This is a genomic window from Paenibacillus sp. FSL R5-0766 (assembly GCF_037971845.1).
Lineage (GTDB): Bacteria > Bacillota > Bacilli > Paenibacillales > Paenibacillaceae > Paenibacillus.
In genome coordinates, this window is sequence record NZ_CP150227.1 from 5320281 (window position 1) to 5343083 (window position 22803).

Annotated in this window: 19 protein-coding genes; 4 read left to right on the top strand and 15 right to left on the bottom strand. The window is 47.6% G+C overall.

Annotation, left to right across the window (positions count from 1 at the left end; genetic code table 11):
- Positions 1-145: 145 nt before the first annotated feature.
- From gcvT to gcvPB, 3 genes are all read left to right on the top strand, one after another.
- Positions 146-1282, top strand: coding sequence for a glycine cleavage system aminomethyltransferase GcvT (gene gcvT, locus MKY66_RS23030; RefSeq protein ID WP_076212395.1), 1137 nt, complete (start codon positions 146-148; stop codon positions 1280-1282).
- The gene (gene gcvPA / locus MKY66_RS23035; RefSeq protein ID WP_076212397.1) at positions 1279-2634 is read left to right on the top strand and encodes an aminomethyl-transferring glycine dehydrogenase subunit GcvPA; all 1356 of its coding nucleotides are present in this window, start codon (positions 1279-1281) and stop codon (positions 2632-2634) included. Before gcvT ends, gcvPA begins: the two co-directional genes overlap by 4 nt.
- 134 nt (positions 2635-2768) lie before the next feature.
- Positions 2769-4208, top strand: coding sequence for an aminomethyl-transferring glycine dehydrogenase subunit GcvPB (gene gcvPB / locus MKY66_RS23040; RefSeq protein WP_076212582.1), 1440 nt, complete (start codon positions 2769-2771; stop codon positions 4206-4208).
- A 237-nt stretch (positions 4209-4445) separates the two neighbouring features.
- On the opposite strand, the gene ptsP is transcribed toward gcvPB, so the two are convergent.
- The 11 genes from ptsP to MKY66_RS23095 form a co-directional block, all read right to left on the bottom strand.
- Positions 4446-6158: a phosphoenolpyruvate--protein phosphotransferase gene (gene ptsP, locus MKY66_RS23045; RefSeq protein WP_047844045.1), complete on the bottom strand. Its 1713-nt coding sequence runs from the start codon at positions 6156-6158 to the stop codon at positions 4446-4448.
- Positions 6151-6426, bottom strand: coding sequence for an HPr family phosphocarrier protein (locus MKY66_RS23050; RefSeq protein WP_036617010.1), 276 nt, complete (start codon positions 6424-6426; stop codon positions 6151-6153). The genes ptsP and MKY66_RS23050 overlap by 8 nt, the downstream gene beginning before the upstream one ends.
- 77 nt (positions 6427-6503) lie before the next feature.
- Positions 6504-8555, bottom strand: coding sequence for a glucose-specific PTS transporter subunit IIBC (ptsG, locus tag MKY66_RS23055; protein ID WP_076212399.1), 2052 nt, complete (start codon positions 8553-8555; stop codon positions 6504-6506).
- A gap of 286 nt (positions 8556-8841) precedes the next feature.
- Positions 8842-9696 carry a PRD domain-containing protein gene (locus MKY66_RS23060; RefSeq protein ID WP_076212401.1) on the bottom strand — a complete coding sequence of 285 codons (855 nt, stop codon included), beginning with the start codon at positions 9694-9696 and terminating at the stop codon, positions 8842-8844.
- Positions 9697-9861: 165 nt separating this feature from the next.
- On the bottom strand, positions 9862-11412 hold the full coding sequence (locus MKY66_RS23065; protein ID WP_047844047.1) for a flotillin family protein: 1551 nt from the start codon (positions 11410-11412) through the stop codon (positions 9862-9864).
- Positions 11413-11475: 63 nt separating this feature from the next.
- A complete protein-coding gene (locus tag MKY66_RS23070) occupies positions 11476-12012 on the bottom strand; it encodes a protease (protein WP_076212403.1) in 537 nt (178 codons plus the stop codon).
- Between the two features lie 277 nt (positions 12013-12289).
- Complete coding sequence (locus MKY66_RS23075; RefSeq protein WP_076212405.1) at positions 12290-13453, bottom strand: iron-containing alcohol dehydrogenase; 1164 nt, start codon at positions 13451-13453, stop codon at positions 12290-12292.
- Between the two features lie 93 nt (positions 13454-13546).
- Positions 13547-14134 (bottom strand): MSMEG_1061 family FMN-dependent PPOX-type flavoprotein, encoded by a 588-nt coding sequence (locus MKY66_RS23080; RefSeq protein WP_256704258.1) that lies wholly within the window; start codon positions 14132-14134, stop codon positions 13547-13549.
- Between the two features lie 147 nt (positions 14135-14281).
- Positions 14282-15880, bottom strand: a complete 1599-nt coding sequence (locus MKY66_RS23085; RefSeq protein WP_076212407.1) for a UDP-glucose--hexose-1-phosphate uridylyltransferase — start codon at positions 15878-15880, stop codon at positions 14282-14284.
- Positions 15881-15894: 14 nt separating this feature from the next.
- Complete coding sequence (galE, locus tag MKY66_RS23090) at positions 15895-16884, bottom strand: UDP-glucose 4-epimerase GalE (protein ID WP_076212410.1); 990 nt, start codon at positions 16882-16884, stop codon at positions 15895-15897.
- Between the two features lies 1 nt (position 16885).
- Positions 16886-18067 (bottom strand): galactokinase, encoded by a 1182-nt coding sequence (locus tag MKY66_RS23095; RefSeq protein WP_076212412.1) that lies wholly within the window; start codon positions 18065-18067, stop codon positions 16886-16888.
- A 153-nt stretch (positions 18068-18220) separates the two neighbouring features.
- Here MKY66_RS23095 and MKY66_RS23100 point away from each other — a divergent pair, with 153 nt between their 5' ends.
- The gene (locus MKY66_RS23100) at positions 18221-19195 is read left to right on the top strand and encodes an AraC family transcriptional regulator (RefSeq protein ID WP_256704259.1); all 975 of its coding nucleotides are present in this window, start codon (positions 18221-18223) and stop codon (positions 19193-19195) included.
- Positions 19196-19275: 80 nt separating this feature from the next.
- Here the strand turns inward: MKY66_RS23100 and mgrA are convergent, their stop codons facing one another.
- From mgrA to MKY66_RS23120, 4 genes are all read right to left on the bottom strand, one after another.
- Positions 19276-20283 carry an L-glyceraldehyde 3-phosphate reductase gene (gene mgrA / locus MKY66_RS23105; protein WP_076212414.1) on the bottom strand — a complete coding sequence of 336 codons (1008 nt, stop codon included), beginning with the start codon at positions 20281-20283 and terminating at the stop codon, positions 19276-19278.
- A 78-nt stretch (positions 20284-20361) separates the two neighbouring features.
- Positions 20362-21102 (bottom strand): NAD-dependent protein deacylase, encoded by a 741-nt coding sequence (locus MKY66_RS23110; RefSeq protein ID WP_076212416.1) that lies wholly within the window; start codon positions 21100-21102, stop codon positions 20362-20364.
- 42 nt (positions 21103-21144) lie between these two features.
- Positions 21145-21912, bottom strand: coding sequence for an HAD family hydrolase (locus MKY66_RS23115; RefSeq protein WP_076212418.1), 768 nt, complete (start codon positions 21910-21912; stop codon positions 21145-21147).
- Between the two features lie 64 nt (positions 21913-21976).
- Positions 21977-22741, bottom strand: coding sequence for an alpha/beta fold hydrolase (locus MKY66_RS23120; RefSeq protein ID WP_076212420.1), 765 nt, complete (start codon positions 22739-22741; stop codon positions 21977-21979).
- Between the last annotated feature and the right edge of the window lie 62 nt (positions 22742-22803).

Consider the following 22803-nt stretch of genomic DNA (forward strand, 5'->3'; position numbering starts at 1 on the left):
AAAAACAGGATGTAGAACGGTGCTGCCATAGCTGCTTACCATACTTATGTGATGAAAATATCTAGCTGAAAATTTAAAAATACTCTGGTTCATTGATCCACGATTGTATATCCGGCCGGCTGACGGCCTATGACGAGGTGATTTGATGTCCGATTTGCTTAGAACACCACTCTTCCCACTGTATCAGCAATACGAAGGCGTACGGTGCATTGATTTTGGAGGCTGGGAGCTTCCGGTACAATTTAGCGGAATCCAGAAAGAACATGAAGCGGTACGCGAGCGTGCTGGACTGTTTGATGTATCCCATATGGGCGAATTCACAGTACAGGGTGAGCAGGCCGAAGTTTTTTTGCAACAAATGACGACCAATGATGTGACCACGCTGGTTCCCGGTCAAGCCCAATACACCCTGATGTGTTATCCAGATGGCGGTGTGGTGGATGATCTGCTCGTGTATAAGCTGGAAGATCAGCATTATATGCTCGTGGTTAACGCCTCCAACATCGACAAGGATTGGGCGTGGCTGCAAGAGCACTTGATCCCCGGCGTGAGCATGACCAATGATTCGGAGCAGACAGCGCTGCTCGCCTTGCAAGGTCCACTGGCTGTAGACATTATCGGGAAAGTTACAGATGCGGATGTAAGCTCGATTGAACCGTTTCGTTTTGTGCAGGATGCTGAAGTATGTGGAGTAAAATTACTGTTGTCCCGTACCGGTTATACCGGTGAAGATGGCTTTGAGCTATATGTTCCTGCAGATCAGGCCGCTGTGGTCTGGAATGGGTTAATGCAAGCCGGTGAAGGTCACGGACTTGTACCCACAGGCCTCGGTGCTCGGGATACACTGCGCTTTGAAGCAAAGCTCCCTCTGTATGGACAGGAATTGTCGGCAACTATCTCTCCACTCGAAGCTGGCGTTGGCATGTTTGTGAAGCTGCACGCCGGACCTTTTATCGGACACGAAGCCTTGTTACAGCAAAAAACTGACGGGCCCGCCCGCAAACTGGTCGGCATCGAAGTGTTGGAGCGCGGTATTCCCCGCCCCCACTATCCGATTTACGCTAAAGGCGTACAGATTGGTGAAGTGACAACAGGCACACAATCACCTACATTGAAGCGTAATCTGGGGCTTGCCCTCATCGACAGCAAATACGCTGCGCTGGGAACCCCGCTTGAGATTGAGATCCGCGGCAAGAAACTAAAAGCCGAGGTCGTGAAGACCCCTTTTCATAAACGGACACGTACGTCGAAGACACCTACTCAAGGAGCTGATCAAGCATGAGCAAGCACCGTTACATTCCCATGACTGAGCAAGATCAGAGCGCCATGCTCGCAACCATCGGTGTGGGTACGCTGGAGGATCTGTTTCAGGACATTCCGCAGGAGATTCGTTATCAGGGCGAGCTGCCCGTATCCTCCAAACTCGATGAATATGCGCTGACACGTCATATGTCCAAACAAGCTGGCGCCAATGCCAATTTCGAAACACACGCCAGTTTCCTCGGCGCAGGTATATACGATCATCATGTTCCTTCCGTCATCAATCATGTCATTTCCCGTTCCGAGTTCTACACTGCCTACACACCTTATCAGCCTGAGATCAGCCAAGGTGAACTACAGGCCATTTTCGAGTTTCAGTCCTACATCTGTGAATTAACCGGTATGGCTGTAGCCAATGCCAGCATGTATGACGGCGCAACAGCTTTTGCGGAAGCCGGTAATCTCGCCGCAGCAGCAACACGTCGCAAACAACTTATCGTATCCCGTACCGTTCATCCGGAAGCCCGTCAGGTATTGCAGGCGTATGCGCACGGATTAAGTCTGGAGATTGTCGAGATTGGTTATAAGAATGGCGTCACTGATTGGGAAGCCTTGCAAGCCGCTATATCGGACGATACCGCTGCTGTCATGATCCAGAGTCCGAACTTCTTTGGTGCCGTGGAAAATGTGAAGCAGGCTGCCGACCTCGTGCATGCGCACAAGGGCCTGCTCGTTGTAAGTGCCAACCCGCTATCGCTGGGTCTGCTGGAAGCCCCAGGCAAGCTGGGTGCCGACATCGTTGTTGGCGATGCGCAGCCCCTTGGCATCGCCGCTTCACTCGGCGGCCCGACATGCGGATATTTTGCCGTATCCCAGCCTCATATGCGCCGAATTCCTGGCCGAATTGTAGGCCAAACAACCGATCGCAACGGCAAGCGTGGTTTTGTACTCACACTGCAGGCGCGTGAACAGCACATCCGTCGCGAAAAGGCGACGTCCAACATCTGTTCCAACCAGGCTTTGCTTGCGCTCAGCGCATCTGTATATATGTCCATTATGGGTAAACAGGGTATGATCGATGTCGCGGATCTGAATCTGCAAAAGAGTCATTACACCCTGAATACATTAACTACGATTCCTGGAGTTAGCCTTACTTTTAATGCACCAACATTTAATGAATTCGTGATTAAACTTCCTGAAGGAACAGACGTGGATGCTCTTCAGTTGAAATTGCTGGATGCAGGCTTTATTGCTGGTTACGAACTCGGACGTGATTATCCGGAACTTGCCGGACATATGCTGATTGCTGTTACGGAACGGCGTAGTAAGGAAGAAATTGACGAATTCGCACGAGCATTGGAGGGATCGCTGTGACTCAGGAAACGACGACAACGACAACATCGGTACAAGGACAATCGGAAACAGGTACCTCTGTCTCCACTTCGGTTCAACCTGAGACGGATACAACATTTAGTGCACAGCCCTTATCTCCTGCTCCGGAACAATCATTGATTTTTGAACTCAGCAGCCCTGGGCGTGTCGCTTATTCCCTGCCAGAATGTGATGTTCCTCGTCAGGCTTCCGATACGTTGATTCCCCGGGAAATGCTCCGTTCGGAAGCAGCGGCACTGCCGGAAGTGTTCGAGGTAGATGTTATTCGACACTATACTGCGTTGTCCCGCCGCAACTTCGGTGTAGATAACGGATTCTATCCATTGGGCTCTTGTACGATGAAATACAATCCAAAGATTAATGAGGATGTTGCACGTTATAACGGTTTCGCCAAAATCCATCCATACCAGCATGAATCCAGCATTCAAGGTGCTCTTGAACTATTGTATACGTTGCAAAACGACCTTGCAGGTCTGACAGGCATGGACGCTGTAACCCTGCAACCAGCCGCTGGTGCCCATGGCGAATGGACTGGACTTATGATGATTCGTGCCTACCACGAAGGTCGTGGTGAACAACGTACCAAAGTCATCGTGCCCGATTCTTCTCACGGGACCAACCCGGCAAGTGCTACTGTTGCAGGATTTGAAACGGTGACGATTCCATCCCGCGCAGACGGACTGGTTGATCTGGACGCACTCCGTGCAGCAGTCGGTTCGGATACGGCAGCATTGATGCTGACCAACCCGAATACACTTGGTTTGTTCGAGAAAGACATTCAGGAGATTGCATCCATCGTACATCAGGCTGGTGGCTTGTTGTATTACGATGGCGCGAACTCCAATGCCATTATGGGCATTACCCGTCCGGGTGATATGGGCTTTGATGTGGTGCATCTGAACTTGCACAAAACGATGAGTACACCTCATGGCGGTGGTGGACCTGGCGCCGGACCAGTTGGCGTGAAGAACCGTCTGGTTCCGTTCCTGCCTAAGCCAATGGTAATTAAAAATGATGACGGTATGTATGCATTCGATCGTGAAGGCGATCAATCCATTGGCCGAGTGAAAGCCTACTACGGTAACTTCGGTATATTGATACGTGCCTATGCCTACATTCGTACCTATGGACCGGAAGGATTGCGCCGTGTATCTGAATGTGCGGTACTCAATGCTAACTATATGATGGCCCGTCTCGCACCTTACTACGAGATTCCGTATCCGGGCGTATGCAAACATGAATTCGTCATGTCTGGACGGGGGTTGAAGCAATATGGTGTACGCACACTTGACGTTGCCAAACGATTGCTTGATTTTGGATATCATCCACCAACCGTGTACTTCCCGCTCAACGTCGAAGAATGCATCATGATCGAGCCGACAGAAACCGAAAGTAAAGAAACGCTGGATGGGTTCATTGATACGATGATACGGATTGCCAAAGAAGCGGAAGAGACACCTGAATTAGTCCTGAACGCACCTTATGGCACACCGGTTACTCGACTCGATGAGACTACCGCAGCCCGCAAACCTGTACTGAACTGCGCTTGCAGTTAAAACTAAGTGAGTTTCTTATCCATGCTCTTGCTGATGTTAACTACACCAGTAAGAGCATTTTTTTGGCTAGACATTACAGGACGTTTCCCTCGTACTCTCCTTTATTCCCTATACATCTACGTAACAAAAAAAGCCGATACCCACAATGAATCGCGGATATCGGCAAAATCGCTACATCAATGCAGCTTATTATCGGAAAAAGAAAAAACCTCAAATCCGGAGGAAACCCCGGCAAAATTACGCTTGAATGCTTTGAACCAATTCAACAACTTGTTCAGCCGTTTGCATATCCAGAGCTTTGGCAGCCAGTTCCTGCATGTCCGCACGGGACAACTTGGTGATCTGACTACGAGCTGGCAGAATGGATGTTGCGCTCATGCTGAACTCATCCAATCCAAGACCGAGCAACAATGGAATTGCTGTTTCGTCTCCTGCCATCTCACCACACATGCCAACCCATTTGCCTTCACGATGCGCTGCATCGATAACCATTTTAACCAAACGCAAAATGGCCGGGTTGTAAGGTTGGTACAGATAAGCCACTCGTTCGTTCATACGGTCAGCAGCCATTGTGTATTGAATCAGATCGTTTGTTCCGATACTGAAGAAATCCACTTCTTTGGCAAACTGATCCGCCAGAACTGCAGTCGAAGGAATTTCGACCATGATTCCGAGTTGAATGCTGTCAGAAACAGCAATACCTTCAGCAACCAGCTTCTCTTTCTCTTCGAGCAAGACAGCTTTTGCTTCACGGAATTCACCGAGTGTTGCGATCATCGGGAACATGACACGCAGGTTTCCATGTACGCTTGCACGCAGCAATGCACGCAATTGTGTACGGAAGATATCCAGACGGTCCAGACACAGACGAACTGCGCGGAAGCCGAGGAATGGATTCATTTCTTTTGGCAGATCCAGGTATGGAAGCTCTTTGTCTCCACCGATGTCGAGTGTACGAACAACAACAGGTTTACCTTCCATTTTTTCCAGTACCGCTTTGTAAGCATTATACTGAATGTCTTCGGAAGGGAGCTTGTCTCTGCCCATGTACAAGAACTCGGTACGGTACAGGCCTACAGCCTCGCCACCGTTCTCCAGAACACCAGTTACATCATTTGGTGTACCGATGTTGGCTGCAAGTTCAACATGAACGTTATCTACCGTTACCGTTGGCTCATCACGAAGTTTTCTCCACTCTGCACGTTGTGCATCATACTGTTCCTGTTTGGCACGGTATTCAGCAATAACTTCATCAGTAGGGTTAACCAGTACGTGACCATCCAGACCGTCAACAATGATCATATCGCCTTGTTTCGCTTGAGCCAAGATGTCCTTGGTTCCAACAACAGCTGGAATTTCAAGTGAGCGCGCCATGATCGCCGAGTGAGAAGTACGTCCACCAATGTTGGTTGCAAAACCTTTAACAAATTGGCGGTTCAATTGAGCCGTGTCGGAAGGTGTTAGATCCTCCGCAAGCACAATCACTTCTTCATTGATCTCAGCCGGACTCATGAAGTCGATACCAAGCAAGTGATTTAGCACACGTTTGGTAACGTCACGCATATCTGCTGCACGTTCCTGCAGGTATGCACTCTTCATGTTCTCAAACATGGAGATAAATTGCGATGCTGTTTCGTTCAAAGCAAATTCTGCATTGATCATGTCATCCGCAATTCTAGCTTTAACCGGATCAATTAGTTCCGGGTCATTCAGAATGAGCAAATGCGAAGCAAAAATCTCTGCTTTTTTCTCGCCAAGCTCTTGTAAAGTGCGCTCTTTGATCGCCTCAAGCTCAGCCTGGGATTTACCCAGAGCTGAGTCGAGTTTCGCGATCTCTGCGTCAACGTCGTTAATTTGGCGTTTTTCTACAGAGTAGTCAGGATGCTCCAAGATAAACGCCTTGGCGATAGCAATACCCGCCGAAGCCGCGATCCCGGAGACATTAAGCATTAATTTCGCCCAACCCTTCGTTAACCATAACGTCAGTCAAAGCTTGAAGAGCTTCAGCTTCGCCTTCGCCTTCAACGATGATGCTGATGGTGTCGCCTTGTTCCAATCCGAGGGAAAGAACACCCAGAATGGATTTCAAAGTTACTTTTTTACCGTTAGCTTCTGCAAAGGATTCTGCACCTTTGAATTTGTTTGCTGTATTTACCAGGGCTGTCGCCGGACGTGCGTGGATACCATCTTCGTCTGTAATTCTGAATGTTTGTTGCATTACAATCATCTCACTTTCAGTAGTTTGGTTTAGGCATTGCATATATTTACACTTGCTTGCCATTGTCGTAACACTTCTTATTTTATCTCAATGATTGGCTGTTCGCCAACTTTCAGCACTCCGCTCTTCTTCAGAGTTACCGTGGAGCCCTCTGGCAGGTTGGTGAAAATAACTGGTGAAATGATCGAAGGAGCGTTTGCTTTGACATACTCCAGATCCACTTCCATAATCGGCTGACCTGCCGATACCAGATCACCCTCCTGTACCAGTACGTTAAAGCCTTGACCTTTCAGCTTCACCGTATTAACACCTATATGAACAAGCACTTCCTTGCCTCCATCGGACATGATGCCCACGGCATGTTTGCTTGGAAATACATTAAACACTTTACCATACACAGGAGAAGTTATCGTACCATCATGTGGCAAAATTGCGAATCCATCACCTGTCATTTTCTCAGCAAAGACCGGATCAGGTACGTTTGTAATGTCCAGCAATTCACCGTTGACTGGCATGACGATATCCTCAGCAACGATGCGCTCGCCTTGCTCACCTTGTGCCTTCTCCTCTTCAGGAGTTGGTTTGGCAGCTGCTGGCGTTGGTGCTGGTGTTCGTCCTGCAATAATATCCTGCATTTGAGATTTGATCGTGTCGGAACGTGTACCAAAGATGGCTTGAACATTATTACCCACTTCAAGTACACCAGATGCACCCAATTGTTTCAAACGATCTTTTTTCACATTGGATTTCTCATTAACTTCAATCCGCAAACGAGTAATACAAGCGTCCAGATGTTTGATATTCTCTTTGCCACCGAAAGCTTCAAGAATGTTATGGGGCAGATCATCCGTTGAACCAGAGCCTCCGCCAGATTCGGTTTCAGGCGTTGCATCCTCTCGTCCAGGTGTTTTGAGATTAAATTTGCGAATGATAAACCGGAAACCGAAGTAATAGATCACCGCAAGAATCAATCCGACAATAATAACGTCCCACCAAGGTGTACGGTTCGGAATAATCCCGAAGATCAGGAAGTCAATGAACCCACCGGAGAAGGTCATACCGATCTTGACACCCAGAATTTGCATGGTCATGAAAGACAAACCTGCAAAGATACAGTGTACTGCAAACAGGACTGGTGCTACAAACAGGAACGAGAATTCTAGTGGTTCCGTGATCCCTGTCAGGAACGAAGTCAATGCTGCAGAGCCCATGATACCTGCTACATACTTTTTGTGTTCCGGTCTTGCTTCATGGTACATCGCAAGTGCGGCCGCTGGCAAACCAAACATCATGAAGGGGAATTTACCAACTTGGAATGTTCCCGCTGTGAGGTTCACACCATCACGCAATTGATTGAAGAAGATTTGCTGGTCACCACGAATGACATCTCCAGCTTTGTTTACGTACTCACCGAACTCAAACCAGAATGGGGAGTAGAAAATGTGGTGAAGACCAAACGGAATTAATGACCGTTCCACAACTCCGAAGATGAATGCCGACAATGTCGGGCTTGTATCTACCATGAAATGAGATACAGCATTCAATCCATTTTGAATCGGTGGCCAGATAATCACCAGAAGCAACCCGATTAAGAGGGATACAACCGAAGTGATAATCGGAACGAAACGTTTACCTGCAAAGAAACCGAGGTAGGACGGCAGTTCGATTTTGAAAAATCGATTGTAACACAGCGCGGCGGCAATACCTATGATAATACCTCCGAACACGCCCGTACTTAATGTTGGGATACCCAAGATGCTGGCATAACCCGGTACTTCACCGATCATTGCTGGAGTAACCCCTACTGCGGTACCCAGTGTGACATTCATGACCAGATAACCGATGATCGCTGCGAGACCTGCAACCCCTTCGCCACCGGCCAATCCGACGGCTACACCGACGGCGAACAGCAATGCCAGATTATCGAATACGATCTGACCTGCATTCATCATAATTGTTGCGATCGAGTTCACCCAAGGGGTGTCGAGCGCCGTTACATATTGCAAGAAATCTGGATTAACCAGCATGTTACCAATCCCGAGCAGCAAACCTGCCGCAGGTAGAATGGCTACAGGCAGCATGAGTGCTTTACCTACTCTTTGCAATACACCAAAAAGCTTTTTGAACATCGCGTCGTTTCTCCCTTTCGTCTAAGTTATATGTTGTGATACAAGCAAGGGAACACAAAAAAGGCATGAATTAACAAAGTGAAATGTGCCAACCTTGGGGTATAGCATACCCTGTACAAGGAAAGAACAATCACACTTTAATTAACTCATGCCTGATCGAGTCAGTAACACGTCGCTTATGTTTATTCAGTTGCTTGATTACGGAAATCATTGTAGCACCAGTTCTAATCCATTGCAAGCCTTTACACCAAAAAAATAAATTCCGCATTCCATCACTGGAATGATCTCACTTATTCTCTTCTTCCTTCCGCTGATTCAGCCTTTGCAGATGAATGGTCAGATAACCTACCTCCGCAGGATAAACCGGCAGTTTCAGTCTTTTCTCCATTACTTTGGTCAGTTTCCATGCAAGCGAGTACATTTCGGGATACTCCAACTTAAGCAGGGAATCCAACTTATGAAGCTCTTCCACTTTGTCTCCACGGCGAACACGCTCAAGAGCGAAACGAAGATGAGTCAGCAAACGAGAGTAATCGAGTGATTCCGTTTCAAACGAATAATCGAGTTGATCGGACACCAGGTTCACCAGATCAGTGATCAATTGTGAATGTTCACGTACCTGGGATATATTTTGATTGGTCATTGCACTATAGATATGGAGGGCAACAAAACCAATCTCGTCCATCCCCAAATCTACGCCCATTCTCTCTTTGATCAAACGAACAGCGTATTCTCCCATTCGATATTCCTCAGGATAAATCTCGCGGGTTTCATATAAAAATGGATTTTGTATGATAATGCCCTGCTCCTTGCGTTTTAACGCGAAAGAAATGTGATCGGTTAATGCAATATGGATATGTTCATTCAGAGGAACGTCCGTACGCTCTGCAATATACGTAATAACTTCGTTAATAATCTCGATCAGTGCTTCATCCACCTGTGGAAGAAGCTGTTTGTACTGCTCTTGCTCCTGCTGGTTTTTCAAAATAAACATTTTCTCCACAGCCATCAATGGAATGTGATCACTCGGTTTTCGGTTAAAGCCAATGCCTTTACCAATAACAACGACTTCCCCGTGTTCTGGATGCTGTGCAATGATTACATTATTATTTAGCGCTTTATCTACATGCAGGCTGCTCATTGTTTGCACCTCTTTTTCACACCATCTTAGGTGTGATTAAGTCACACCCTGTTACGAACGAAAAGACACCCGGAGCGGGCAAACCGCGCCGGACGTCTCGCTTAAAAAGTAACAAAAATTCGTCTTAAGGTCAATAGAGCAACCATGCAAGACTCGAAGTGCTTCTTACTCGTCAACGCCAGCTCTTTCCACAATCTTGTCGATTATAGAAGGAGTTGTAACAGCCTCGCTCTGTTGAATGGCAACTGGCGCAGGTGTTTTGGACTTCGTAAGGCCTTTAATCAGCTGCTCTACATCGATGCCGGATACACTTTTGAGCATCTCTGGAGCCGTCGCCATAAGTTCGGTAACATAGTTGCTCACTCGCGCTGCACCTTCACCTTTACCTGTATCTACCACCGTCAATTTATCAATGGATGCAATTGGTTCTGCAATTTTGCCAGCCAGTTCAGGCAGCATTTTGACAATGATATCGAGTACAGCCGCTTCGCCAAACTTCTGGAATGCTTCTGCCAGTTTTTCCTTTGCTTCTGCTTCTGCAAGACCACGCAAACGAATAACTTCTGCATCAGCTGTACCTTTGGCAAGTTCCGCATCCGCCATGGCCTGACCTTCAAGTCGCTTCTGTTCAGCTGTTGCTTTGGCGTGTGTTTCAATGGAATACTGTACTGCATCAGCTTCACGCATTCTTTTGGCTTTATCCGCTTCGGCAGCCTGCTCTACCGCATAACGATCCGCTTCTGCCTTTTTCTTCACTTCAGCATCGTATTGCTTCTCACGTACAACGATTTCTTTTTCCTGGAGGTCAATCTCACGTTCTTTACGAACGAGTTCAACCTTCATTTCTTCTTCCACCACGGTCTGTCTCGCACGTGCTTCATGGATATGGTACGCCTGATCGGCTTCCGCTTTGGCTGTATCCTGATCCCGTTTAAACGTGGCTACTTTCAGTTCCTTTTCTTTGGCTGCCTCAGCGATATTCGTATCACGCAGCAACTCTGCTTTTTGCCCCTGTTCTTCCGCATTAGCCTTCTGAATACGTGCATCACGCATCGCTTCCGCTTCAGCAATCTCGGCATCCCGCTTCACAGCAGCAATTCTCGGTTTACCGAGAGCATCCAGGTAACCCTGTTTGTCACGAACATCCTTGATGGTAAATGAAACAATTTGCAGACCCATTTTTTTCAAATCTCTAGCTGCTACACCTTGAACCTCTTGGGCAAAACGATCCCGGTTCCGATATACTTCTTCCACCGTCATTGTACCGAGGATGGCCCGCAAATGCCCCTCCAGTACCTCCTGTGCTTCGCTTCTCAGCGCTTCTACAGGTTTACCGATGAATTGCTCAGCTGCCGTAGCAACGTCCTCTACAGCGCCCCCAACCTTGATAATAGCTACACCGTCAGCAATAACCGGAACCCCTTGCTCCGTGTACACTTCAGGTGTGGAGACATCCAGCTTGTGGGACAACAAGGAGATAAACTCGGACTGCTGGAATACCGGCAGGATAAATGCACCGCCACCACGAACAATCTTAATTTTTCGGCCAGAATCATCATCGGAGATATTTTTGCTACCCAGGAATGAACCCGTAACGATCATCGCCTCATCCGGTCCAACCGTTTTGTATCTCGCCCAGAAAGCCAGACCCAAAATTAGAATGACTCCGACTACAACTATAGGAATCAATAAAACATCCCAATTCAAATTTTCCATTCCACATCTCTCCCCTTATTCATTCATGATGAGTGCTTAAACTAATTAGGTGTTAAGAATACTTTATAAATCTTTAAGTACATTTTCATCCCATTCCGACACACGCAGTACGCCATCTACAACATCCACCACAACAACACGTGCTCCCGCCGCAATGGGGAGGTGTTCAAAACTGGATGCCGTTTGAATCGTACTACCGGATGCAAAGCGGATCATGACTTCGCCAAAACCTTTTTCCGGCACCGGAATGGTGATTTCCCCAATTTTCCCAGATAACTCTTTCATTGAAAATGCAATCGAGACATCGCTGTTACGCATCGGTTTGATATATGCGAAGAATACCAGCATGGCTGCAGCAATACCTATAAGCAGGGATAGTATTAGACCGGACATGGCACTTAATGAACTATAACGTGTCAGCAAAATACCTGCTCCACCAAAGGTTGTAATGGAACCAGCTAACACAACGGGTTTGAAAAAATCAAGGCCTGGCATTTCAAAAGCTCCGTCCAGCAAGCCATCAATCAAGTCACCCAGCACAAGGCTGACAACCGCAAATATCGCCCCTCCGATTAGACACCCCCAATACATTGTTTCCATCCCCTGTTCCTCCTCTCTCTGCCGCAAATTCATCCTAACTGAGCATTCCACATGTAAATAAATACGTAGCTACCATCAAAATGTTTCAAAATCTTTCCTCAAATGTATTCTGGAGCCGATAATGGGTATTATCACAACATTCTGTTCTCCTTGCTTCATGTTCCTCCATTATTCTCGTGCAGAGCCGAATACACGAAAAAACCGCAAGCCCCCATGAAGGAGACTTGCGGTTATTGGACAACAGAATGTGTCCTTTCACTTTGCAGTGATTATAGAATTACAGAGAAGCCTTGTAGATGGATACAACATCTTCCCGTTGCAGTTTCTTGAAGTTACCGAATGGACCAAACAGCATCGCTTTGTCAGCCATTACGTCGATCTGGCTGTCATCGATGTCGTAATCTGCCAAACGGTTAGGTGCACCAATGGATGTCCAGAATTTGCTGAGTGCATCGATACCTTCTTCAGCAATCTGTCTGTCCGACTTGCCTTCAGGGTTCACTTCGAATACATTAATTGCCAGACGTTTGAATCGATCCTCATTCACATCCAGGTTATGTTTCATCCAGTGTGGGAACAAGATCGCAAGTCCACCACCGTGTGGGATATCATACACTGCGGATACCGCATGTTCAATATTATGTGTTGCCCAGTCGCCTGCGAGACCCATATTCAGCACGCCATTCAGTGCCATTGTTCCGCAATACAGAATGGTTTCGCGCAGTTCATAGTTCTCCAGATCTTCAACCAGACGAGGCGCTGCTTCCATGACGGTACGCAGAATCGTCTCACAGAAGCCGAGTTGAACCGGTGTGTTGGCGTCCAGATGGAAGTAATGCTCCAATACGTGAGACATCATATCCACCATCCCGTATACCGTTTGGTCCAGTGGAACAGTGTATGTATTCACTGGATCCAGGATAGAGAATGCAGGGAATGAGTATGCGCTGCCCCAGCCCAATTTTTCTTGAGTATCCTGATTCGTAATAACCGAACCGGAGTTCATCTCCGAACCAGTTGCTGCCATCGTCAATACCGTACCGAGTGGAAGTGCATCCTGTGCAACGGCTTTGCGCTGAGCAAAATCCCACATATCGCCATCATATTTGGCACCTACAGCAATGGCCTTGGAGCAGTCCAGTACACTTCCGCCACCTACAGCGAGGATCAGGTCGATGTTATTTGTTTTGCAGAGGTCTACCCCTTTATGCACCGTAGAAAGACGCGGGTTGGGTTCCACACCAGCCAGTTCAGTCACTTCTGCTCCAGCTTCCTTAAGCAAACCGATCACTTGATCGTACAGCCCACTGCGTTTGATACTGCCGCCACCATATACAAGCAGAACCCGTTTACCGTATTTCGGCACTTCTGTTTTCAATGCTTCCAGTTGTCCTTTGCCAAAAATCAGCCGGGTTGGATTATAGAATTGGAAAGATCTCATATCTATTGTCGCCTCCAATGGAGTTTAGAATTTTTAGTGCAACTCCAATTATAGTACCCTGTTTATAGAAAAACAAATCGATAGTCACTCACTTTATAACAACCCGTTAATCTCCAAATGGGCTCGAAACATCTCGCTCGTTGAAGGCAAATCTTCAGCATCCACCCATGTTTCTGAGGCCCATAATCCAGCCTGTTTGAATGCCCGCGGACAATGGATAAAACACTCTTCCACATCTACAATGACAGCCGCACCTATGGTTTTACCACTCCAGCCCATACTGGCGATGAATTCCTCATCCTTGGTAATGGATGCTGTACCATTTATACGCAGCACTTCATTCATACCCGGAATCAAAAAGAGCATACCAATACCAGGGTTCGATAACATGTTCAACAACGAGTCTATACGCCGATTGCCTGGGCGTTCGGGATAGACGAGCCGGTATGTATCATAGACTTTCACAAATCCCGCTCCATCGCCCCGTGGTGATACATCGCTATTTCCATCACGATCGGAGGTTGAGAGGAAAAACAATGGTGACATGGATATAAAGTTCTGAACATGTGAATCCACAAATGAAATTGCCTTGTTACGCACATGTTCATGCGGTTCACCCACCATGCCTTGCAGTTCCTCAGCATCTGTAATCAACGGAATATTCAGCGCCTTCTTTTCCAAATCATTAACCCCATTTCCTCAATTCATCATGGTACTCTAGGACTTCACTCCATTATAACTGGCCCGGAAGCTCATTCCAATGCACACAAATGTCAAGAACACCCGCTCCTGATTGAGCGGGTGTTCTTGATTTGTTGATTATATTGATTATTCAGTGTATCCCATGCTGCTTACAAAACGACGGAAAGCCTGGCGTCCTGCTTCATCATATTTGTAGACACCTGCATGCTCCAGAATCTCGGCAAATTTCAAGCCGACTTCCTGTTGTACAATGGCAACGGCTTGTTCTTTGTCCAGCTTAGGACCAAACCGTTCAATCAATTCTTCCGCCCAGCCCAGATGTTTGTTCAACACATGATCAGAAGCTTTGGCCGCTTCAGCAAGCTTGGCATCTCCAGCGAGGATATCCGCGATACTGTCCAGTTCTTCTTTCAAACGACCTGGCAGAATGGCAAGTCCCATCACTTCGATCAGACCAATGTTCTCCTTTTTCAAATGGTGCATCTCACGGTGTGGATGGAAAATCCCTTCAGGATGCACATCATTCGTACGATTATTACGCAATACAAGATCCATCTCATACCCACCATCTGCACTGCGACGAACGATTGGTGTTACCGTATTGTGTGGCACTTGTTCCCCGTCCACTTCACTGAATGCTTCGATATCCACAGCAGAATCACTGTAGACCTTCCACGCTTCATATACGGCGTTACCCGCTTCAAGCAGCTCTGCAGGATCGTGTGAAGCCAGACGCATTACAGACATCGGCCATTTTACGAGACTCAGTGTAAGTCCAGGTGCATCCGCATGACGGAAGACCGCTTCTGGCTGTGCATTTTGAATGGCGAATGTATGACGTCCACCCTGGAAATGGTCATGTGTCAGAATTGATCCACCTACGATCGGCAAATCTGCATTAGATCCGATAAAATAATGCGGGTACTCCCCGACAAAGGCAAGCAGTCTGCGAAGCGTATCCTTCGTCAGCTTCATCGGCACATGATCATGATGGAAAATGATGCAGTGCTCGTTGTAGTACACATACGGCGAGTATTGGAACAACCAAGGTTCGCTGTTAAGTTCCAGCGGAATGACTCTCAGATTCTGGCGGGCCGGGTGATTCACCCGACCAGCGTAACCTACATTTTCACGACACAGCTGGCATTTAGGATATACCGGTGGCGGAAGCAATTTCGCCATGGCAATTTCCTTTGGACTTTTCTCCGGTTTTGACAAGTTAATGGTAATCTCCATATCTCCATAGGCCGTGTCCTGTGTCCAGTAGACGTTCTTCGAGATCCGATCCATCCGGATATAGTTGGAGTTAATCGACAAGTCATAGAATTGAGATGTGGCCGCCTCAATGCCTTCCGTCTGCTCCGTGTGGCGGAATGCGCGTACCACTTCGGATGGGCGTGCCATCAAATGACCCATGATTTTGGCATCCAGCAAATCACGGAATGTATCACTATTTTCAGGAATGAGTCCAATGGAAAATCCATAATCAATCAACGTATCCAGCATAGCCTGTGGACCATCGGGCACATTCGTGTCCAACTCACCGGCATAAGGCTCTGAGAATCCGAATTGTTCCAGCAAGAGGTTGCGGCTATAATCCCAATCCGCTTCCTCGATTAATTGTTTCTGCAAGGCAAATGCAACCAGACGTTCAATGGCATGCAGTGCTTCCTGCTGCTCCGGTGTCCGTTCTGTGGCACCTGCTGCAATATGAGTCTGTGACATAAGGTATTCGCCTCCTAGTTTTTTCCGTAGCCGTCAGGACGTGATTGGTGCCAGCTCCAAGCGCTTTGAATGACATCTTCCAGATTGGTCCATTTTGGATTCCAGCCCAGGACAGATCTCGCTTTTGCAGATGAAGCTACCAGCACAGCCGGGTCACCTGCACGACGTGGTTCCTGTACAACCGGGATATCGAGGCCAGTCACTTTTCTGGCTGTTTCGATCACTTGTTTTACAGAGAATCCTGTGCCGTTACCCAGGTTGAACACATTACTGTTCTCACCTTTACGAAGATAATCTACTGCACGCAGATGTGCATCAGCCAAGTCGCTCACGTGGATATAGTCACGGATACATGTGCCATCTTCTGTTGCATAGTCGTCACCAAACACGGCGATGTGCGGGCGTTGTTTCAATGCTGTTTGCAGTACGAGTGGAATCAGGTGACTCTCTGGCTGGTGATCTTCACCAATTTTGCCGCTGTCATGTGCACCGGCTGCATTGAAGTAACGCAGGGAAACGTATTTGATATCCTGAACTTTATCGAACCATGACATCATGCGTTCCATCATCAGCTTTGTTTCACCGTATACGTTGGTTGGTTCTGTACGATCGCTCTCTTCGATTGGCACTTTCTCAGGCTCACCGTAGGTAGCTGCTGTAGAGGAGAAGACGATGCGGCGTACGTTCGCTGCATTCATCGCTTCCAACAGACAGAGTGTACCAAACACGTTGTTGTCATAATATTTAACCGGGTCTTTCATACTTTCGCCTACGAGTGAGTTGGCTGCAAAGTGAATGACTGCATCGATTGAATTCTCAGCGAACAGCTTCGCCAGAATTTCTTTGTCACGCAGATCCCCTTCATACAACTTACCGCCGAGCAACGCTTCACGATGCCCTGTCTGCAAGTTATCCAGTACAACAACCTCTTCTCCACGTTCCAACAATGCTGCTACCGTATGAGACCCAATATACCCTGCTCCACCTGTCACCAAAATTGCCATTTTACTTCGCCTCCTTCAATTCTTTAACACCGTCGCCTACGCCGCATACATAAAAATCACCTTTGAGATGGGTACGTGCTTCATATGAAGCGCCCACTTCACTTACAAAACGCTCGACATCATCTTCATGCACAAGTGATACGGTACAACCGCCAAATCCTGCGCCAGTCATTCGAGCACCAAGCGTACCTGGAATCCGCTGAGCTTCCTCAACCATAACATCCAACTCATCACAGCTTACTTCGTACAAATCGCGAAGCGATTCATGAGAAGCGTTCATCAGCTTGCCGAAGGATTCCAGATCATTGATCCGCAATGCCTCCACCGATGCGAGAACACGTGCGTTCTCTTCCACGACATGCTGCGCACGCTGTCTTACTTTCTCATCCTTGATCTGATCCTGTAGTGTTACGAACTGCTCTGGCGTCAATTGAGCCAGATAATTCAGTGCAGGCAGCTGTTCCTTCAATATGGCAAGTGCCTGCTCGCATTGGGAGCGACGTTCATTGTAAGCCGAATCCACCAGACCGCGGCGTTTGTTTGTGTTACCGATGACCAATTTGTAGGAGCCTGTACGGAAAGGAACCTTTTGGTACTCCAGTGTGTCACACATCAGCAGGATCGCGTGATCCTGTGCACCGTTTGCGACAGCGAACTGATCCATGATTCCACAATTGACGCCTACGAACTCATTTTCCGCTTTCTGGGACAGAAGCGCCAGTTGAACTGTATCAATATCCGATACACCCTCCAGAGACTGAATCGCGAATCCGGTGAGTACCTCCAGAGATGCAGATGATGAAAGTCCTGCCCCGTTCGGAATCTCCCCATGGTACAGGAAGTCGTAGCCTTTTGTTACATTTACGCCTTTGCCTTGCAATTCAACCATGACACCAACAGGATAGTCGGTCCATTCTCCGGTTTTCTCCTTACCGATGGAGGAAGTGTCCAGTACCCCTTCGTAAGACATGTTCGTGGAAGCCAGTTGCAACTTGTTGTCTTGACGCTCACGAATGATCAAGGTTGTTCCGAATTCAAGTGCTGCCGGAAGCACGTATCCACCGTTATAGTCAATGTGCTCACCGATCAGATTCACACGCCCAGGGGCATGAAATACACGGATGTCCGCTCCACTCTCTCCGTACTTCTCAATAAACTTTTGTTTCAATTCAGTTACGTTCACTGCTGGTGCACCTCGCCTCGTTGTTGTGGTTTTCTTAATGTTATTATATAAGAAAGCGATCCCTCTTGTAATGCAACCATGTGTGTTTCATATGGATAAATGTGACCTTAAGGCGTATAATGATCAGAGCATCCCGGAAAGAAGGAAACGACCATGTCAGACCAATACAGCCCCAAGAAAGAATCCCTTGCATCATCTAACGAAAAAATACAGGAATCACCTTCCGGTAAAAGTGGAGCACTCAGTTATTCGGTTGCCTCCAATCCGGTCTATTATGAACAAGGCGCACTGCATGTCCTGTTTGCAGGGGCAAGCCAGACCCTTCCGGGTCACGCCATCGGACCTAAATTGTTTGATTATTATCTGCTGCATTATGTAGAAAAAGGGGCGGGTACGTTCCGTACCGAACTGCACACCTACGAGTTATCCGCAGGTGATTGTTTCCTCATTCATCCCGGGCAACTGATAAGCTACCAGTCACATGCCCGCAACCCATGGCAATATCGCTGGATTGCCTTCACAGGCAGCCAGGCTGGCCAACATGCCGAAGAAGCCGGATTCCGCCCGGAGAAGTCCGTTTTTCATGCTGGACCATCCTGTGGAATATCCGATTGGTTATCCGTGATGCAGGATGCTTTTGCCGAGCGCAAAGAAAGCTCTCATTTCACATCATTGGGTACGTTATATATGATTCTAGCCGAAGCACAAAATCACCTTTCGCAGGGCCAAACCTTAATTCCAGGTGAATCCTCCATCCGACGTACGGTGAAACAGATGATTCAATATATGTCTACCCAATATGCTTATCCTGTCTCCATTGAACAAATGTCAGCGAGTCTTGGTTACAACCGTGCGTATCTATCCCGTATTTTCAAACAGGAAACTGGACTGTCACCAGTCACTTATCTGCTAAAACTGCGGATCGACAAGTCGCGCCAACTCCTGAGAGAACGACCGGATCTGTCCATTGAACAGGTATCTGCATCAGTGGGACTGCCAGACGCGCTGTATTTCTCCAAACAGTTCAAACGATTTCACGGTGAAGCGCCCAGCTTGTATCGAGAGAAAATACTGTCCCGCCCACTACAACAAGGGTTACAGCAGAATGGTCAACAAAACAGACGGTAAGCAACATAACGGACGGAACCACGTACGACAAAAAAGGTGCATTCCGCCATTATGGCTAAGATGCACCTTTTGCACTTTATTTATTTGTCATCAGGCTCCGGAGACAGAATGGACTCAATCCGTTCCAATTCCTCTGTAGAGAAATCCAGTTGACTGAGCGCAGCCACATTCTCTTCAATCTGGGAAGGACGACTTGCGCCAATCAGTGCAGAAGTTACCCTGCCATTACGCAACACCCATGAGAGTGAAAATTGGGCCAAACTCTGACCACGGGCTGCTGCAATCTGGTTCAGCGCACGCACTTTGCGGAGCGTCTCTGGAGAGATGTTGTTTTCATTCAGGAATACCGATGGTCCTTTGGCACGTGAGTCTTCGGGGATACCATTCAAGTATTTGTTCGTGAGCACACCTTGTGCCAATGGACAGAACGCAATACTTCCTGTTCCATACTCATCCAGTACATCCTGCAAACCATCTTCAATCCAGCGGTCCAGCAGCGAGTATTTCGGTTGATGGATTAACAGGGGTGTACCCAGACTTTTCAGAATTTCGGCAGCCTGTCTTGTCTGCTCTGCGGGATAGTTGGAGATCCCTACATACAGGGCTTTGCCCGAGCGAACAATATGATCCAGTGCCATCATCGTTTCTTCCAAAGGCGTGTCGGGATCATAACGATGTGAATAGAAAATATCCACATAATCCAGGCCCATACGCTTCAAGCTCTGATTCAGACTGGATACCAGATTTTTGCGTGAACCCCACTCGCCATACGGCCCAGGCCACATATAATATCCCGCTTTGGTGGAGATCACCAGTTCATCACGATAAGGTTTCAGATCCTGGGCCAGTACCTGTCCAAATAACTGTTCTGCCGAACCTGCCGGTGGGCCATAATTGTTGGCAAGGTCAAAATGTGTAATGCCCAGATCAAATGATCGGGTAATCATATTACGGCCATTCTCAGCGTTATTGATACCGCCAAAATTATGCCACAGTCCCAGTGAAATCGCTGGCAGTTTCAAACCTGAACGTCCAACGCGGTTATATTTCATCGTTTCATAGCGAGTATCGCTTGCTACGTAGACCATTATGAATCCCTTCTTTCCCCAGGTTCCGCCTCTTGTATCCGGTCTATACCGGAGAATGCGGTTATTCAGTCCATACGTTCAACCAAGAAGCTGGTCCACATTATTCATTACCTCACCAATCGGCTCTGTAATCAGCAAATCAGCCCTCTGGTCGTAAGCGGTAGGTGTAGCGTTAAGCAGAACGGTATGTTTTCCCTGAAAATACGTAATTAACTGGGCAGCTGGATATACCGTTAGTGACGTGCCTCCCACGAGTAACAGATCTGCAGAAGACAGTGCATCAATGGATCGATACAATGTCGTCTGATCCAACTCCTCTTCGTACAGCACCACATCCGGCTTGATCACACCACCGCATGTGGAACAGCGAGGTACGGTATCTTGGGACTGTATAATATCATTCAGCGTATAAAACTGCTTGCAATCCATGCAGGCATTACGATGAATTGAGCCGTGAAGTTCAAAAACATTGCTGCTGCCTGCCTTCTGATGTAGTCCGTCGATATTTTGCGTGATCACTGCCTGAAGTTTTCCTTCCTGCTCCAGACGGGCCAATAGTCGATGGCACCCATTCGGTTCCGCATCTGGATGAAGCATTTTGCCACGATAAAAATCATAAAAAATATCGGCATGTTGATCAAAAAAATGTCGACTTAATAACTCTTCCGGTGGATAAGGCGAATGCTGCTCCGTCTGATACAGACCCGCAGCCGAGCGGAAGTCGGGAATCCCGCTTTCCGTTGAAGTTCCGGCCCCTCCGAAAAAAACAATCCGGGAGCTCTCCTCAATCCAGGCAGCCAGTTGTTCTGTTGCGTTCATCCTCTCTCCTCCTTTTATATCGTTCAATTAGACCAGGGTGACTTATATAATAACGCTTATCTCATTATAATGACGAATAATGGCATGGGCATCAACCAGATGAGATCCTTGATCTAACTGTTGATAGTAACCGAGCGTATAGCATACGCCTGCGTGCCGCCCCATCTGCATATCTCCATTGCTGTCTCCAATTACAACGGCCTCCGCAGGATCGATAAGTAATTCACAGCAAGCCAGGAGTGCTGCTTCTCCATCCGGTTTGCCCTGGGTCACCCGATCACAGCCCACAATGGAGGTGAAAAAGGAACGTATCCCCATCCAACCCAGATGTGTTTCTGCTGCCGCTGTACTGTCTGAAGTGACGACTGCCAGAGGTATGTCTGCTGCCCTGCAACTTTGTAAGAAAGCCAGTAATCCTGGCATCGGTTCAGCCGATTTGCGTTCCCTTACCGATTTCATGGCCACACTTGAAAATTGGCGTATCGTTGTGATCGCTTCATTCCATGGCATGCCAGCTGCATACAGCTGGCCGGCAAGCAATCCCGTACATTCATCCACAGTCGCAATGGCCAGTGGGCCTTGCGGATCATAACCTACAATATGACCATCTGCATTATGAATGGTGCCCAGAACATGCTCCAGTTCAACCGTAAATGAAGCTTCAAGCTCACTCATACGTGATTGTAACTGACTTAGCAACGTCTCTGCCCACGGCCCCCATAGCTGGAGGAATTCCAGTAATGTTCCATCTTTATCGAACAGGATAGCTTTACATGGGATCTGCACTCCATACACTTGAAGCATGGTCATCCGTATCACCTCCATCAAGTTATGCTATAAATACATACAGCCCTTAATGCAAAATAATCAAAATCTATTTGATCGTACTTAACCAAGCCAGTACTGTCTTGACCGTCTGATTCAGCTGTTCTTCTCCACTCACTTCCGGCTTACCATCTCCTTTTTGATGACCATAATCACCGAACTGGGCGTGGTTTCCACCTTCAATGGTGTAGTATACCGTCTCCACGGGCAAATACATACGTCCACTCTGATACTTGGTCATATTCACAACCTCATCTTTAGTACCCAAAATGGATAAAGCAGGTATTCCAAGTGTCATTACACTCCCTTTTTCATCCGGGTAAGATGCCAAGAAGAAGATCCCGTGAAGTGCATCAGGATGCGATGCTACATAACGTGCAGCCATGGACCCACCGAGAGAATGTCCACCCATAACGAATTGTTCATCTGGATATGCGGCCAGTATCTCATCTGCCAAGTTTGGCTTGAGCACTGCCAGGTTAACTGGCATCTTGGCAATAATCGTGTGATGACCCGCAGCGGCCAACTCATGCGCAAGTGGTGCGTAACTTTCAGGTTTTACCAGTCCACCAGGGTAGAAAAGTACACTTTTCCCAGTCGGTTTATCTGGCACAAAATCAATCCAGTTCTCTTGTTCGCTCACGGTCACCTTATTGGCTGTTTCCATGGCCGTTTGAGCTGTTTCCTGTGGACCGTATGGTGTGAATAATTGCCACGCAACAAATCCACATCCAATGACAATGAGCGCCAGAAGTACGAGCAGGAATTTCCCGATGCCCCTCTTCTTGCGCCCTGTATTATACCGATTTCTCAACGTTAATCACCTTTCTTCACTTCCGCAGGTGCCGCGGCTCACAGAATTGGGAGCCTTCGTTA